15 protein-coding genes are annotated in these 15,007 nt (G+C 73.2%); 12 read left to right on the top strand and 3 right to left on the bottom strand.

Annotation, left to right across the window (positions count from 1 at the left end):
• The first annotated feature begins 233 nt into the window (after positions 1-233).
• Genes AFM16_RS35920 through AFM16_RS35895 form a run of 7 tightly spaced genes read left to right on the top strand, consistent with a single transcriptional unit; the run spans position 234 to position 8,907 of the window.
• On the top strand, positions 234-4,154 hold the full coding sequence (locus AFM16_RS35920; RefSeq protein ID WP_245177892.1) for a non-ribosomal peptide synthetase family protein: 3,921 nt from the start codon (positions 234-236) through the stop codon (positions 4,152-4,154).
• A 28-nt stretch (positions 4,155-4,182) separates the two neighbouring features.
• On the top strand, positions 4,183-4,407 hold the full coding sequence (locus AFM16_RS40315; RefSeq protein ID WP_245177891.1) for a tautomerase family protein: 225 nt from the start codon (positions 4,183-4,185) through the stop codon (positions 4,405-4,407).
• 50 nt (positions 4,408-4,457) lie between these two features.
• The gene (locus AFM16_RS35915; protein ID WP_078636485.1) at positions 4,458-5,447 is read left to right on the top strand and encodes a DMT family transporter; all 990 of its coding nucleotides are present in this window, start codon (positions 4,458-4,460) and stop codon (positions 5,445-5,447) included.
• Positions 5,444-6,136 (top strand): serine O-acetyltransferase EpsC, encoded by a 693-nt coding sequence (epsC, locus tag AFM16_RS35910; protein WP_179123351.1) that lies wholly within the window; start codon positions 5,444-5,446, stop codon positions 6,134-6,136. The genes AFM16_RS35915 and epsC overlap by 4 nt, the downstream gene beginning before the upstream one ends.
• 35 nt (positions 6,137-6,171) lie before the next feature.
• On the top strand, positions 6,172-7,188 hold the full coding sequence (gene cysK, locus AFM16_RS35905) for a cysteine synthase A (protein ID WP_051780250.1): 1,017 nt from the start codon (positions 6,172-6,174) through the stop codon (positions 7,186-7,188).
• Positions 7,185-7,676 carry a cupin domain-containing protein gene (locus tag AFM16_RS35900; RefSeq protein ID WP_030782519.1) on the top strand — a complete coding sequence of 164 codons (492 nt, stop codon included), beginning with the start codon at positions 7,185-7,187 and terminating at the stop codon, positions 7,674-7,676. The genes cysK and AFM16_RS35900 overlap by 4 nt, the downstream gene beginning before the upstream one ends.
• A 37-nt stretch (positions 7,677-7,713) precedes the next feature.
• Positions 7,714-8,907 carry an MFS transporter gene (locus tag AFM16_RS35895; protein WP_078636484.1) on the top strand — a complete coding sequence of 398 codons (1,194 nt, stop codon included), beginning with the start codon at positions 7,714-7,716 and terminating at the stop codon, positions 8,905-8,907.
• An 18-nt stretch (positions 8,908-8,925) separates the two neighbouring features.
• Here AFM16_RS35895 and AFM16_RS39185 read toward each other — a convergent pair whose 3' ends face one another.
• Positions 8,926-9,177, bottom strand: coding sequence for a hypothetical protein (locus AFM16_RS39185; RefSeq protein ID WP_143648514.1), 252 nt, complete (start codon positions 9,175-9,177; stop codon positions 8,926-8,928).
• On the opposite strand from AFM16_RS39185, the gene AFM16_RS35890 reads away from it, so the two are divergent.
• The 3 genes from AFM16_RS35890 to AFM16_RS35880 all read left to right on the top strand — a co-directional run bounded on the left by AFM16_RS35890 (position 9,158) and on the right by AFM16_RS35880 (position 11,160).
• Complete coding sequence (locus tag AFM16_RS35890) at positions 9,158-9,574, top strand: hypothetical protein (protein ID WP_143648512.1); 417 nt, start codon at positions 9,158-9,160, stop codon at positions 9,572-9,574. The two genes, AFM16_RS39185 and AFM16_RS35890, sit on opposite strands and share 20 nt — an antisense overlap.
• Before the next feature lie 267 nt (positions 9,575-9,841).
• Positions 9,842-10,759 carry an NAD-dependent protein deacetylase gene (locus AFM16_RS35885; protein WP_078636482.1) on the top strand — a complete coding sequence of 306 codons (918 nt, stop codon included), beginning with the start codon at positions 9,842-9,844 and terminating at the stop codon, positions 10,757-10,759.
• A gap of 80 nt (positions 10,760-10,839) precedes the next feature.
• On the top strand, positions 10,840-11,160 hold the full coding sequence (locus AFM16_RS35880) for a GYD domain-containing protein (protein ID WP_030782530.1): 321 nt from the start codon (positions 10,840-10,842) through the stop codon (positions 11,158-11,160).
• Between the two features lie 12 nt (positions 11,161-11,172).
• Here the strand turns inward: AFM16_RS35880 and AFM16_RS35875 are convergent, their stop codons facing one another.
• Complete coding sequence (locus AFM16_RS35875; protein WP_078637221.1) at positions 11,173-11,946, bottom strand: DUF1963 domain-containing protein; 774 nt, start codon at positions 11,944-11,946, stop codon at positions 11,173-11,175.
• Between the two features lie 54 nt (positions 11,947-12,000).
• Positions 12,001-12,486: a molybdopterin-dependent oxidoreductase gene (locus AFM16_RS35870; RefSeq protein ID WP_030782536.1), complete on the bottom strand. Its 486-nt coding sequence runs from the start codon at positions 12,484-12,486 to the stop codon at positions 12,001-12,003.
• 213 nt (positions 12,487-12,699) lie between these two features.
• On the opposite strand from AFM16_RS35870, the gene AFM16_RS35865 reads away from it, so the two are divergent.
• Together AFM16_RS35865 and AFM16_RS35860 are read left to right on the top strand one after the other, a co-directional pair.
• A complete protein-coding gene (locus AFM16_RS35865; RefSeq protein ID WP_078636480.1) occupies positions 12,700-13,518 on the top strand; it encodes a class I SAM-dependent methyltransferase in 819 nt (272 codons plus the stop codon).
• Positions 13,519-13,742: 224 nt separating this feature from the next.
• Positions 13,743-14,999, top strand: a complete 1,257-nt coding sequence (locus AFM16_RS35860; RefSeq protein ID WP_179123350.1) for an ATP-grasp domain-containing protein — start codon at positions 13,743-13,745, stop codon at positions 14,997-14,999.
• Positions 15,000-15,007: the final 8 nt, after the last annotated feature.

Below are 15,007 nucleotides of genomic sequence, written 5' to 3'. Positions count from 1 at the left end.
TCGATCGGTTGGCGTATGTCCATCTTTACCCCCTGGCAGTTTGCTGTCTGCAACATGATGACCGCCGGGAGCAGTTGAAAACAAGTGGCCTGTCCGGGCAAGCTTTTCGAGGCATCGAATTGCGCCATGCCCGTCCGCTTTCACCCACCGAATTCCCGACTGAACCCATTCACGACAGGGAAATCGAGCGGCCTGCCGTCGCGCCGTCGTCCCTCGCAGCGAAAGACAGGTTCATGCCCACCACGGAACTCGAAGCCGTCCGCACCACGTCGACCCGGACCGGTGAGACGATTCCCGAACTGCTGGCGGAGCAGGTCCGGTTCCGCCCCGAGGACGTCGCCGTCGTACACCGGGACCGCTCGTTCACCTACCGCCGGCTCGCCGACGACAGCGCGCTCGTGGCCGCGTATCTGCGCCATCTGGGGGCCGGTCCGGACGACCGGATCGGCGTCCTGGCCGACCCGTCGTACGATCTCGCGCTCGGCACCTGGGGCATCCTGCGGGCCGGGAGCGCCTATCTGCCGCTGTCCCCCGACTATCCGGCGGAGCGCCTCCGGTTCATGATCGAGGACGCGCGGGCCGCCATCGTCTTCGTCCAGGACGAACTCCGGCCCCGGTTACGGGAGCTGGCGCCCGCGGAGACCCGGGTGGTCAGCCTGTCCGACGCGCGGGCCTTCGGCCGGGCCCAGGGGATCACCGGTGCCGACGACGGCACCCTGCCCCCGCTCCCCTCCCCCGAGCCGCACCATCTGGCGTACGTCATCTACACCTCCGGCAGCACCGGGCGGCCCAAGGGCGTGATGATCGAACACCGGTCGCTGGCCAACCAGTTGCGCTGGCTGCACGAGAGCCACGGCCTGGACGAGCGCCGCAGGGTGCTCCAGAAGACGCCGACCAGCTTCGACGCCGCACAGTGGGAGCTGCTCGCGCCCGCCTGCGGAGCCACCGTGGTGATGGGGGAACCGGGGCTCTACCGGGACCCGGACCGGATGGCCGAGCACATCGAGCGGCACCGCATCACCACCCTCCAGTGCGTGCCGACGCTGCTGCGGGCGCTGCTCGACCTCGAAGAAACGTCACGGCTTGTCTCGCTCGACCAGCTCTTCAGCGGGGGCGAGATCCTCTCCCGGGAACTCGCCCGGCGCTGCGTGGAGACCCTGCCGCACGCCACCCTCGTCAATCTGTACGGGCCGACGGAGTGCACCATCAACTCCTCGTCCCACACCGTCGATCCGGCCGCCCTGCGGGAGGGGCCCCGGGCGGTGCCCATCGGCACCCCGGCCGCCAACACCGAGTATCTGATCCTCGACGAGCGACGCATCCCGGTCTCCGCGGGGGAGATCGGCGAACTGTACATCGGCGGACGGCAGTTGACGCGCGGCTATCTGCTGCGCCCCGATCTCACCGCCGAGCGGTTCTTCCACAGCCCGTACGCCGGCCGGGGCCGGGGCGGCTGGCTGTACCGCACCGGCGACCTCGCCTACGAGAACCCCGACGGCACCGTGCAGTACGTGGGCCGCGCCGACACCCAGGTCAAACTGCGCGGCTACCGCATCGAGCTGGACGAGATCCGGCTGCGCATCGAGACGCACGACTGGGTGCGCAAGGCCGCGGTGATCGTGGCCGACGACCGGGCCACCGGTCATCAGAACCTGCTGTCCTACATCGAACTCGACCCGGCCGAGGCCGCGTTGATGGACCAGGGCAACCACGGGGCGCACCATCAATCCAAGGCGGGCAAGCTCCAGGTCAGGGCCCAGCTCGCCGACGTGGGCGTCCGCGGCCCCGACGAGCTGGCCGGGCGGCCCGTGACCGAGCTGCCGGGCCGTGAACCCACCGCGGAGCAGCGGGCGTTGGTCTTCGCCCGCAAGACGTACCGCTTCTTCGAGGGCGGCGAGCTGCGCGAGGACGACGTCCTGCGGCTGCTGGAGCGCCGCGCGCCCGGCGCCGCGCCGCGCGACCCCGCCGACCTCACCCGGGACGAGTGGGGACACCTCCTGCGCTACTTCGGCCAGTACCGCAGCACCGAGCGGCTGCTGCCCAAGTACGGCTACGCGTCACCCGGTTCGCTGTACGCGACCCAGCTCCACCTGGAGCACGAGGGCGTCGCGGGCCTGGCTCCCGGCTACTCGTACTACCACCCGGTCGACCACACGCTCGTCCGGATCGGCGAGCGGGAGACCACCGGACGCCCCGTTCTGCGCCTGCACTTCACCGGCAGACGCCGGGCGATCGAGCCGGTCTACCGCAACAACATCCTGGAGGTCCTGGAGATCGAGACCGGGCACATCCTCGGGCTGTTCGACGAGGTGCTGCCCGGCCACGGCCTGCGGGTGGTGCCGGACGGCTACGACCCGGCCGTCCGCGACCGGCTGCGGATCCCCGACGAGGACTACTACCTGGGCAGTTTCCGTATCGTCCCGCTCGGCCCGGACGAGCCCCCGGGCCTGCCGCCCCTGGACGTGTACGTCCAGGCCCACCCGGGCCGGATCGCCGGTCTCCCGGCCGGCCAGTACGCCTACACCGGCGGCGGCCTGCGCCCCGTCTCCGCCGAACTGGTCCAGAAGAAGCACGTCATCGCCATCAACCAGGAGGTGTACGACCGGGCCTCCGTCGGCATCAGCGTGGTCAGCCCCACCGGTCCGTCCTGGCTGCGCTATGTGGCACTGGGACGCGAACTCCAGCGGCTCCAGCTCAACGACCTCGGCATCGGGCTGATGTCCGCGGGCTACAGCTCCAAGACCGGCAACCCCCTGCCGGCCGCCCGCCGCGTCGACCGGATCCTCACCGGGGCGGGCCTGGCGACCGGGCCGTCGTACTTCTTCGTCGGCGGGCGGGTCAGCGAGGAGCAGCGGCGGGCCGAGGGCATGAAGGAGGACGTCGTCCACATGCGCGGCCCCGCCGAGATGATCAAGGACGATCTGGCCGCGTTCCTGCCCGACTACATGGTGCCCAACCGGGTCACCGTGCTCGACGCCCTGCCGCTGACACCGAACGGCAAGACCGACACCCGCGCCCTGGAACGGCTGGACACCGAGGTGCCGCGCCCTGCCGACCGGCCGTTCACCGCGCCGCGCACCCCGGCCGAGGAGCGGGTCGCCGCACTGTGGCGGAAGCTGCTCCACCGCGACGAGGCGTCGGTCCTCGACGACTTCTTCGAGACGGGCGGCAACTCGCTGGTCGCGGTCGCCCTGGTCAACCGCATCAACAAGGAGTTCGGCACGACCCTCCCCCTCCAAGTCCTCTTCGACGCCCCGACGGTGGAGAAGCTCGCCCTGAGCGTCGAGTCGGCGCGCGCCGCCACCGGCGAGGCACGGCCCGGGCTGTCCCGGCTGGTCCCGCTGCGCCCGGCCGGCCAAGACTCCACCGCACGGCCGGTGTTCTGCTGGCCCGGCCTCGGCGGCTACCCCATGAACCTGCGCGCGCTGGCCGCCGAGACCGACGGCGGCCGCCCTTTCCTCGGGGTGCAGGCGCACGGCGTCAACGCGGGCGAACGGCCGTACCGGGGCATCCGGGAGATGGCCGCCGCCGACGCGGAACTGATCCTGCGCACCCAGCCGGAGGGGCCGTACACGCTGTGGGGCTACTCCTTCGGCGCCCGGGTCGCCTTCGAGACGGCCCATCAACTGGAGGCCGCCGGGCACCGGGTGGACCATCTCAACCTGATCGCCCCCGGCTCCCCCAGGATCCGCAGCCGTACGGCACCCCGCCCCGCCGCCGACGGCGCCGCACGCGCGGCGGACTGGGGCGACCCCACCTTCCTGACCATCCTCTACTCGGTGTTCGCCGGCCGGATCGACGGCCCCGAGCTGGCCGACTGCCTGGCCACGGCCACCGGCCCGGACTCCTTCGCGGCCTTCGTCGGCGAGCGGTACCCGCATCTGGGCGCCGAACTGGTGCGGCGGATCACCGAGATCGTCCGCCTCACCTACACCTTCGAGTACACGTTCGGCGAACTCCTGGAACACCGGATCAGCGCACCCGTCCGCGTCTTCAAGGCCGCGGGCGACGACTACTCCTTCCTCGACGGCGTCAGCGGCTGGTCCGAACGCCCGCCCGTGGTCGTCGCGTTGGCGGCCGACCACTACGGGCTGCTGCGCGCCCCCGGGGTCCACGAACTGTCCGCCGCGATCCGCCGGCTCGACCACCACTGAACCGCAGCACGCCCGAAGGAGCCCCCGCATGCCCCATGTCACCGTCCGTCACTTCCCCAAGGATCTCGACGCCGACCGCCGGGCCGCCCTCGTCGCGGCCGTGACCGACGCGGTGACCGCCGCGTTCGACGTCGAGGAGGGCGCGGTCTCCATCGCCCTGGAGCCGGTCCCCGCCGAGGACTGGCAGGAGCGGGTCTACGGACCGGAGATCACCGGCCGGGCCGACCTGCTGGTCAAACACCCCGCCTACTGACCGGCGGACCCGCACCACCCGCGCAGCCAACCATCGAAGGACAACCCCCTGTGAAGAACGCGACCATCGCCCGATTCCTGCTCCAAGCCACCTTGTGGGGAAGCAGCTTCACGTTCATCAAGGCGTCGCTGCACGGGCTGACCCCCGGCCAGTTGGTCATCGCCCGGCTGCTGCTGGGCACCGCCTTCCTGCTCTCCCTCGCCGCCCTGCGGCACGTGCCCCTGCCCAGGGGCGCCGGTCTGTGGGGCCACGTGGCGGCCGCCGCCCTCTTCGGCAACGTCCTGCCGTTCCTGCTGCTGTCCTACGGGGAGCGCACCACCGGCGCCGGTCTGGCGGGCGTCCTGGTCGGCGCCACACCGCTGCTCACCCTGGGCGTCGCCACCGCCGTCCTGCCGGCCGAACGCGCCACCGCCCGCAAGGCCGTCGGCCTGCTCGTCGGCTTTGTCGGCGTGGTCGTGGTCATCGGCCCCTGGACCGACGCCACCGGCTCCTTCTCCGGCCGGGCGGCCTGCTTCGGCGCCGCGCTCAGCTACGCGGTGGGCTATGTCTACGTCCGCAAGTTCCTCAGCCCGCGCGCGCTCGCCCCGCTGGCCGCCGCGGCCTCCCAACTCCTCGCCGCGGCCGTCCTGATGGCGGCGGCCCTGCCCTTCCTGACCTGGCACACCCCCCACTTCACCGCCAAGGTCACCCTCAGCATCCTGTTCCTGGGCCTGTTCAGCACCGGCCTCGCCTACGTGCTGTACTTCCGGCTCATCAACGACGTCGGCGCCACCAACGCCTCCGCGGTCAACTACATCGTGCCGGTCGCCGCCGTCCTCATCGGCGCCGTCGCCCTCGGCGAGGCCGTCTCCTGGAACCTCCTGCTCGGCGGGGTGATCGTGCTGCTCGGCATGGGCTACGCGGAGAACCGCCTCGGCCAGCTCCGCCGTACCCCCGAACCGGCCGCGCCCGCCGACGAGTCGGTGCCGCGGGCCGACACGTCGGTGCCCCAGGCGGCCGCGAACGCCACGAACACGGCGAACGCCCAGGAGCGGTCGTGAGCCGCCCGGCCGCACGCCGCCGCCACCGCCCGTCCGCACCCCGCTGGTACCTCTCCGCCGTGGCCGATCTCGACACGATCCGCAGCCGCGACCCGTCCGTACTCAGCCGCGGTGAGGCCCTGCTGCACCCCGCGCTGCCCGCCGTATGGGGCTACCGGGTCGCCCACCGGCTGCACCGGCGCGGACTGCGCCGCCTCGCCCGGCTGCTGTCCAACACGGCCCGGGTGGCCTCGGGCGGGGTGGAGATCCACCCCGGGGCCCGGATCGGGCGCGGCTTCTTCGTCGACCACGGCGCGGGCACCGTCATCGGGGAGACCGCGGTGATCGGGGACGACGTGACGCTGTTCCACCAGGTCACGCTGGGCTCCACCGGCTGGTGGCACGACCCGTCGGGCTCGGCCGGCGGCCGCCGTCATCCGGTGGTCGGCGACCGGGTGGTGATCGGCGCGGGCGCCGCCGTCCTGGGCCCGGTGACCGTCGGCTCGGACACGGTGATCGGCGCCCACGCCCTGGTGCTGCGGGACGTGCCCGAGGGCAGCCGCGTGCTCGCCCCGGTCGCGACACCCCGGCGGACCGGCGGCCGACGGTCCGTGACCCGCCGGGCGGCCGTCCGCCCGGCACCCGCCAGGACCGCCGCCGGCGCCCCGCCCCGGACGACCGCGACGGTGACGGCCTTCCCCACCTGGTGACCCCGCGGCCACCGACCGCCGACGAGGAGCAGACCATGACCACCACCCGCACGACCCCACCCCTGCCCACCGCCCGCAGGCCCGCCGGATCACTGGAGGAGCTGGTCGGCCGCACCCCCCTGGTCCGGGTCGACTCGGGCACCCCGACGACCGTGCTGTACGCGAAGCTGGAGAGCGCCAACCCGCTGTCCAGCGTCAAGGACCGCACCGGTCTCTACATGATCGAGGCCGCCGAGCGGCGCGGCCTGCTCACCCCCGGCGACGGCACCGTCGTCGAGGCGTCCTCCGGCAACACCGGCATCTCGCTGGCCGCCCTGAGCGCCGCCCGCGGCTACGCCTGTGTCATCGTCCTGCCCGACAGCGCCACCCGTGAACGCGTCCAGCTTTTGCGGGCGTTCGGCGCCGAGGTGGTCCTCACCCCGGCCGAGGAGGGCTACACGGCCGCCATCGAGAAGGCGGAGGAGATCCACCGGGCGCGCCCCGGCTCCTGGTTCGCCCGCCAGCACGAGAACGCCGACAACGTCGCCGCGCACTACGCCACCACCGGCCCCGAGATCTGGGCCGACCTCGACGGGCGCATCGACGTGCTGATCGCGGGCGTGGGCACCGGGGGCACGCTCAGCGGCACCGCCCGCTATCTGAAGGAGCGTCACCCCGCGCTGCGGGTGGTCGCCGTGGAGCCGGAACGCTCACCGGTCCTCAGCGAGGGCTGGGGCGGGCTGCACCGCATCCCCGGCCTCAACGGCGGCTTCGTCGCCGACACCACCGACACCGACCTGATCGACGAGGTGCTGACCGTCTCCGACGAGGCGGCCTTCGACACCGCCCGGCTGCTCGCCCGGAACGAGGGGCTCCTGGTCGGTGTCTCCTCGGGCGCCGCCGCCCACGCCGCCCGGGTGCTCGCCGCCCGCCCCGAACACGCCGGGCAGACCCTCGTGACCGTCTTCCCCGACACCGGCGAACGCTATCTGTCCTGGCTGGAGTCCGCCGACGCCGAAGAAAGCCCCGTCATCTCCGCCCCCACCGACGCCACCGAGGAGCCCGCTCGATGACCCAGTTGCCCCGCATCGTCCTGCCCGGCGAGGGAGACTCCGTCCAGATCGGCACCACCACCCACACCACGTTCAAGGCCGTCGGCGGGGAGACCGACAACCGCCTCGGCATCTTCGAGCACCGCATGGACGCCGGCGCGCCCGGAGCCTCCCCGCACATACACAAGGAGCAGTTGGAGGCGTTCTACGTGCTGCACGGCACGGTCGAACTGCACCTCGACGGCCGCTCCTTCCCCGCCAGGCCCGGCACGTACGTCAACGTGCCCGAGAACATGTCGCACGGCTTCCGCAACCCGTACCAGGACCAGGCGACCATGCTCATCATCTTCACCCCGGCCAAGGACCGCGAGGAGTACTTCCGGGGCCTCGCGGAGCTGTACGCCGACGGCAACCGGCCCACGGAGGACGAACTGCTGGACCTGATGTCCCGCTACGACCAGTACGAACTCACCGTCGACGGCACGGTCCCGGGATGGGGGCGGCACTGACCGGCCGTCTCCGGGTGCTCCGCGCGGCCCGGTCGCGGTGACCGTCCCCGCGAAGCCGCCGGCCCCGGCCGGCCCCCGCCCGTCGCCGTCGACCGGACGGCGACGGGCGGCGGTCGTCGGCGCCTTCGTCGCCGCCTTCGGCGGTTTCGCCCACTTCAACGTGCTGCTCTCCGCCATGCCCGCCTACGCCGTCCGCTCCGGCGCCGGACCGGCGGGCGCGGGCTCCCTCACCGGCGCGCTGATGGCCGCCGCGCTGGCCGTCCAGCCGTTCACCCCGCGGCTGTTCGCCCGGCTGGGGCGGCGGCGGTCCCTGATGCTGTGCGGCGCGCTGCTCGGTCTGCCGTGTCTGCCGCTGCCGGCCGTCTCCGGACTGCCCGCGCTGATCGGGCTGTCGGCGGTGCGCGGCCTGGGGTTCGGCATCCTCGTCGTCGCGGGCGTCACCTTCACGGCGGACCTGTTCCCGCCGTCCGCCCGCGGCCGCGCCCTCGGCCTGTACGGCGCGGTCGTCGGCGTCGCCGGGATCCTCGGCGCGCCGCTGGGCGTCGCCCTCGCCCGGCAGGACTCCTATCCGCTCGCCTTCGGGCTCGCCGCGGGCGGCGCCGCCCTCGTCGTGGCGGGCGCCGCCGGCTTCCCCGGCGGCCCCGCTGCCGCCCCGCCCCGACGGTCCCGGCCCCCGAAGGCGGCCACGGCCCGCGCGCTGCGCCCCATGACCGGCCTGCTGCTGATCGAGGCCGCCTCCACCACGGCCTACGGCGTCGTCTTCACGTTCCTGCCCCTCACCGCGTCGGCCGCGCCCGCCGCCCTGCTCGCCGCCCAGGTCTCCTCCGTGCTCGCCCGGCTCCTGGCCGGCCGCCTCATCGACCGGCACGGGGCCCGGCGCGTGCTGACACCGGCCGTGCTCATGACCGTCCTCGGAACGGCCGCCGGTGCCGTGCCGCCGGACGGCGCACTGCTGACCTGGGTGTTCGTGGGCGGCGCCTTTGTGTTCGGGGCGGGCTTCGGGGCCGTCCAGAGCGCGACCCTGGTGCTGCTCCTCCAGTCCGCCGACGACACCTCCGCCGGGCCGGGGGTGGCGGGGGTGGCGTGGAACATCGCCTTCGACGCCGGCACGGGCCTCGGATCGCTGGCGGGCGGCCCGCTCTACTCGCTCGGCGGCCCGACCGCGCTGTTTCCGGCGACCGCGGCTCTGCTGGCCGTCACCCTGCTGGCCAGGGCGCGCGGACCTGGCTGACCTCGCCGACGCCGACAGTCACCAGATCAGGCACCAGTAGCTCTGCGAGGTGCCGATGCCGATACGGCTGACCTGCGGGACCAGCCTCGGATCGGGGTTGCCGAGGGCCGCCATCGAGCACACCGGGTCGCCGACCCGGCCCGCGGCCGCCATGCGCCGGGCGGCGGCCTGGGCGACGGCGGAGGTGTACCAGACGGTGGTGGTCGACGGGGTGCTCCCGACCGTGGGCGGCGGCGTCGGGGGTGGGCTCGTGGTCAGGGTCGGCGCCACGGTCGTGGGCGGTACGGGCACGGTCGACACGGGCCCGGTCGGCGTGGGCCGGGGCACGTCGGTCGCCGTCGCGGAGGCCGAAAGGGTGAGCGTCGGCCGGGTCGTCACCGGTGGCTTCGGCGGCTTGGGCGGCTTCGGCGGGTGGGTCGTCCTCGGCGGCCGTACCGACGAGGCGGACGGCCGTACCGGTGCCGATGTCGTCCGCGGTGCGGCCGAAGGACGCGTGGAGGGGGGTTTCGGGGTGGTCGCCCCGGCCGTGGCACGGTCGCTGGGGCGGGCCGTCGGGCGCCCGGTCGTCGCCGCGCCCGTGGGCGTGCCGGAGGGCCGGGACTCCGTGGCGCTGGGGCGGGCCGTGCTGGACGTCTCCGGGCTGGCCGTCGCGGACGGCGGTGGGTAGTAGGTGGGCAGGGACAGGTCACTCGACGGGGTCGGCGTCGGCCGAGGCGTACCGCCGTCCGATGCCGTCAGCGCCCAGATGCCCAGACCGCCCCCCACCAGGACGGCTGTCCCACCCACGAGCCACGCCGTTCTGCGCGGTGGACGTCGGTGACGGCTCATGCATCCCACTGTCTGCCCGCCCGCCGGTGTTCTCAAGCGGTGGGCGCCGGATCGGCCCTCCGGCAGGCCATCTCAGTGACGGCGACGACTTTCGTACCCTTGCGGCATGCGCATGCGCCCCACTCTGAGCTGGACCCCCACCGAGGACCTGCCGCCGGGCACCACGGACCTGGATCAGGTCACCGAGGCGCTCGGCGGCGGCGGTCTGCTGGTGCTCAGCGGGGCCGGCATCTCCACGGAGTCGGGCATCCCCGACTACCGGGGCGAGGGCGGGAGCCTGAGCCGGCACACCCCGATGACCTACCAGGACTTCACCGCGAGCGCCCATGCCCGGCGGCGGTACTGGGCGCGCAGCCACCTCGGCTGGCGCACCTTCGGCCGCGCCCTGCCCAACGCCGGACACCGGGCCGTGGCCGCGTTCGGGCGGCACGGCCTGCTCTCGGGTGTCATCACGCAGAACGTGGACGGGCTGCACCAGACCGCGGGCAGCGAGGACGTCGTGGAGCTCCACGGCAGCCTGGCCCGGGTCGTCTGTCTCACCTGCGGCACCTTCACCCCGCGCCGGGAACTCGCCCGGCGGCTGGAGGAAGCCAACGCGGGCTTCGACCCGGTGGCCGCGGAGATCAACCCCGACGGCGACGCCGACCTCACCGACGAACAGATCGGCGACTTCCACGTGGTGCCCTGCGCGATGTGCGGCGGCGTCCTCAAACCGGACGTGGTGTTCTTCGGCGAGACCGTTCCGCCGCAGCGGGTCGAGCACTGCCGCACCCTGGTCCGCGAGGCGGCCTCGCTCCTGGTCCTGGGCTCCTCGCTGACGGTGATGTCCGGGCTCCGGTTCGTCCGCCAGGCCGCCGAGGCCGGGACACCGGTGCTGATCGTCAACCGGGACCCGACCCGCGGCGACCGGCACGCCGTGACCCGGGTGGCCCTCCCGCTGGGAGCCGCCCTCACGGCGGTCGCCGAGCGGCTGGGCATCCCCGTCCAGGACGGGACGCCACCGCTCGCCCCCTCCAACGGGTGAATCCGGGCGGCGGCCGGGCGGCGGCCGGGGTGACAGCGGGAAGTCCACCTGCGTCCGCCTCGCGCGCAGGGAGCAGCCGTATGCCGAAGTACCTCATCCAGGCCAGCTATACGCCCGAAGGCACGAAGGGCCTGCTCGCGGAGGGCGCGAGCGGCCGTCGTGACGCCGTGGAGCAGGTCGTCACCGGCCTCGGCGGCACGGTCGAGGCCCTGTACTTCGCCTTCGGCGAGGACGACTTCGTGGGCATCATCGACTTCCCCGACCAGGTCTCCATGGCCGCCGTCAGCCTCGGCGTCAAGGCCAGCGGCGCCCTGCGCACCCGGGCCACTCCCCTGCTCACCGTGGAGGAGATCGACGAGGCCACCCGACGCCAGGTCGGCTTCCGCCCGCCGGGTGCGTAGCATGCGCGCCGGTCAACACTGCTGTTCGTAGCGGAGGTCGGCGTAGCGCCGGGCGGCGATGTCCTCTCGGGTGCCCACGATCAGGTTCATGGTGAAGACCTCGTAGTCGATCGCCTGTCCGGCCATCTGGGCGAGGAGCACGTCGTCGCCGTCGTCCGGTGCCATGTCCCACGGGTCGGAGAACCCGCCGAGCTGGACACAGACTCCGGGCCGGTTGCCGCCGGAGGCCGCGGCGAGGACGGCGTCCTCGAAACGGTCGAGCACGTCCACGTCCCCGAACGCGCTGGTCTCCGGGCCCGTGCGCCAGTCGTTCTCACTGTCGAGGGTCAGTCCGGTCACGGGGTACAGGGTGCGCGGTTCGTAGACCCTGATGCTCATGTCCTCGCCGTCGTAGGTGTACGTCGCGGCGCGCTCCGCGGTCGGCACCCCGGCGGGGACGTGGAGGACCACGGAGGACTCCGGCGGGTACTCGATGTCGGTGAAGAACAACAGGTGCCCGTCGGCGGGCAGTTCGATGTCCAGGACGTCGCGGGGCAGGGCCGCGCAGTCGACGGTCAGCACGAGGGGCTCCCTGCCGTCGGGCCAGTCCACCCCTTCCGGCAGCGCGGGCAGCCCGCCCGTGCGCCCGGCGGGCCGGGCCTTCTCCCGTCGGTCCGGGGGCAGTTCCTCGTACGGCACCAGGTAGAGGCACGGTCGGGAGCGCGCGATCAACTCCCGCGCCACGCCGTCCGGTACGCCGAAGGCGTCGGCGATGTCGTGAACGAACCGCTCGTCGGTCGCAGTCATGTCCGGGATCGTGCCACGGACCACTGACAGCCCGGCTGTCGCGGTCTCCGTTCCTCACGTCCACGCCCGGTAGCCGCCGTCCACGCGGATCGTGTCGATGGCGCTGATGTGGCGGGCACCGCAACGGTCCTGCGGGAGCACGAGTTGCGGACCGGCGCGGTCGAGCGGGGTGCCGTCGACGGTGGCGGCGAGCAGCACGGGCGCCTGTCCGAAGTCGGGGTCGATCTCCGCCCACGACAGCAGGGCGTGGTGACCGTCCGCGCCGCGCACGGCGATCAGGAAGCGCAGTCGGTCCTTGCGCCGGGCGGGGTCGAAGACGGGGCCGGCGTCCGCGAGCACGTCGTGCAGGAGCGGGCCGGTGAAGCGGTGGCGCTGGACGCCGCTGGTGGCGCACTCGAAGGCGACGTCCGCCTGCCGCTGGGGCCAGGCCAGCAGGTCGGGCACCGTCAGACGGTACGGCCGGGCCACGTCACCGGCGAGCACGACTTCCGCCAGCGGCCCGACGGCCGTACCGGCGGCTGCGAGAGAGGGACCTGTCACGCAGACGCATATACTCAAGTGAAAGATCGAGAAGCATGGCCGATGCAAGGTTGAACTACTTGTGCACATGGCATCTGCGATTTCCATGGCATTGCGCCGTGCCGGGCGCCCGGTGGACCGTGACGGCGCGCCTCAGCCGAGGGAACCGGCGCCTGTGGAGGATCGGGGAGGCGTCACCGTCCCCCTCCCCCACCCGCGTGAAGAGGTCCGGCCATGAGATCTTCCGACGACGGCGACGGGCGGTACGGCGAGGCCGTGTTCCGTCCCGAACAGGCCGGCGAGGGCGAGCGCATCGACTACGGCGCCCTGGCCTACGACGACGTCACGCTGACCCGGCTGCGGTCCCTGGGGGTCGGTCCGGGGTGGCGCTGCCTCGACGTGGGGGCCGGTACGGGGACGGTCTCTCTGGGGCTGCTGACCGGGGCCGGGGTGGCGAGCGTGCTCGCCGTGGACCGGGACGTACGGTTCCTGCGCGCGCGGCAGATGCTCGGACTGGACGTGCTGGAGGCCGACGTCACCGCCCCGGACTTCGCCCCCGGCCGATTCCGGCTCGTGCACGCGCGGTTCGTGCTGATGCACGTGCCCGAGCGGGAGCGTCTGATCAGGGCGCTGGCCGAACTCGTCGAGCCCGGCGGTGTGCTGGTGCTCGGTGACGCCGTCGATCTGACGAGCGACCGGGCCGCCGGACTGCCGGACGACACGCCGTACAGCGTCGTGATGCGGGCGATGTGGCGCGGGCTCGGGGACACCATCGGCACCGATGTCTCCTGGGTGCCCTCGTATCCGCATCTGCTGCGCGAGGCGGGGCTGGTGTCCGTCGGCGCCGAGATCCACGTACCGCCGTTGCTGCCGGGCAGTCCCATCAGCCGTTTCTGGGCGGACACTTGGGAGCGGAGCAGGGCGGCGATGCGCGCCACCGGTCTGGTCGGCGACGCGGACATCGACGCGGCGATCCGGTACCTGGACTCCGGGGACTGCGCCGCCCTGTCGGCCGGCATGCTCACCGCCTGGGGGCACAGGCCCCAGGAGTAGGGCTCGACCCTCAGTCGTACGGCGACATGAGCCCCCCTTCCCGCCGTTCAGCCCCCCCCTTCCCGCCGTTCAGCCGCCCTTCCCGCCATCCGGTCCCGCAGAGGGACTGGTAAATGAAAATGATTATCGATAGCGTGTCGGTTGGCGCGGCCCCCCGTCCCCTCTCGCCGAGGGTTTCTCCGGGCTGCCCCGACGTCTGAACCGCTGTCGCGAAAAGGGGAGTTGTGGCTCATCTGCTGATGGTCGAGAGCTGGGTCGGGTCGATGAGCAGACTCCTGCCACGGGCGATCCGGGAGGGAGGGCACGAGTTCACCTTCCTCACCCGCGACCTGCACCACTACCTCCGCTCGGCACCCGAGGGCACGGCCCACCCGCTGCTCGGCGCCCGCCATGTGATCACCGCCGACACCAACGACACCGACGCCCTGCTGCCGGAGATCGAGCGGCTGCACGCGGTGCTGCGCTTCGACGGGGTGCTCACGTCCTGCGACTACTACCTGCCGGCCGTGGCCCGGATCGCCGCGCGGCTGGGGCTGCCCGGTGCCGCCCCGGAGGCGGTGGAGGCCGCCTGCCGCAAGGACGCCACCCGTCGGATCCTCGCCGAAGCGGGGGTTCCGGGGCCGCGGTTCGCCGTGCACGAGGAGTGGGCCGACCTGAGCCGGGCGGCGGACGGCATCGGCTATCCGCTGGTCGTCAAGCCGGTCGACCTGTGCGGGGGCATGTACGTGCGGCGTGTGGACGACGAGGAGCAACTCGCCGCCTGCGTGAGGGAACTGGCCGCCTTCCCCGTCAACGCCCGCGGCCAGCGCCGGGCGCCGGCGGTCCTGTTGGAGGAGCTGCTGGACGGCCCCGAGGTGAGCGTCGAGACGGTGTCGCACGCGGGCACGGTGCAGGTGGTCGGCGTGACCGACAAGAGCATCGGCGGGGCGCCCGCGTTCATCGAGACCGGGCACATGTTCCCGGCCGCGCTCGCCGCCGACGACGCCGAGGCCGCCGGGCGGACCGCCCTCGCGGCGCTGGAGGCGCTCGGTCTGACCGACGGTGTGGTGGCCCACACCGAGATCAAGCTGACCTCCGCCGGTCCGCGTGTGGTCGAGGTCAACCCGCGCCCCGCGGGCAACCGCATCACCGAACTGGTCCGCCATGTGACCGGCGTCGACCTGGCCGCCGCCTTCGTGGAGGTGTCCCTGGGCCGCGAGCCCGATCTGCGGGGCGGCGACACCGGGCTGCGCAGCGCGGCCGTCGGGTTCCTCGTGCCGGAGACCTCGGGCACCGTCGAATCCCTGGACGACGGCGGCCTCGGAGCGGCGCCGGGCGTGCTGGAGGTGGGGCTGCCCGGGCCGGGCCGGCAGGTGAGCGCGGCGCGCAGCAACAACGAGTACCTCGGGCACGTCATGGCCGGCGACCCCGCCGGGCTGGGCGCCCGCGCCCGGGTCGAGGCCCTCCTCGACGAGCTGCGGTCGGGGCTGGTGATCCGATGAGCGGCCTG

Origin of the sequence: Streptomyces antibioticus (assembly GCF_002019855.1) — a bacterium.
Lineage (GTDB): Bacteria > Actinomycetota > Actinomycetes > Streptomycetales > Streptomycetaceae > Streptomyces > Streptomyces antibioticus_B.
This window is presented reverse-complemented; position numbering and strand designations above follow the sequence as displayed.

What these genes read in the sequence shown, in the direction of transcription:
- AFM16_RS35920 (WP_245177892.1), top strand. Translation starts at nt 234, where the DNA reads ATGCCCACCACGGAACTCGAAGCCGTCCGCACCACGTCGACCCGGACC.
- AFM16_RS40315 (WP_245177891.1), top strand. Translation starts at nt 4,183, where the DNA reads ATGCCCCATGTCACCGTCCGTCACTTCCCCAAGGATCTCGACGCCGAC.
- cysK (WP_051780250.1), top strand. Translation starts at nt 6,172, where the DNA reads ATGACCACCACCCGCACGACCCCACCCCTGCCCACCGCCCGCAGGCCC.
- AFM16_RS35900 (WP_030782519.1), top strand. Translation starts at nt 7,185, where the DNA reads ATGACCCAGTTGCCCCGCATCGTCCTGCCCGGCGAGGGAGACTCCGTC.
- AFM16_RS35885 (WP_078636482.1), top strand. Translation starts at nt 9,842, where the DNA reads ATGCGCATGCGCCCCACTCTGAGCTGGACCCCCACCGAGGACCTGCCG.
- AFM16_RS35880 (WP_030782530.1), top strand. Translation starts at nt 10,840, where the DNA reads ATGCCGAAGTACCTCATCCAGGCCAGCTATACGCCCGAAGGCACGAAG.
- AFM16_RS35875 (WP_078637221.1), bottom strand. Translation starts at nt 11,946, where the DNA reads ATGACTGCGACCGACGAGCGGTTCGTTCACGACATCGCCGACGCCTTC.
- AFM16_RS35865 (WP_078636480.1), top strand. Translation starts at nt 12,700, where the DNA reads ATGAGATCTTCCGACGACGGCGACGGGCGGTACGGCGAGGCCGTGTTC.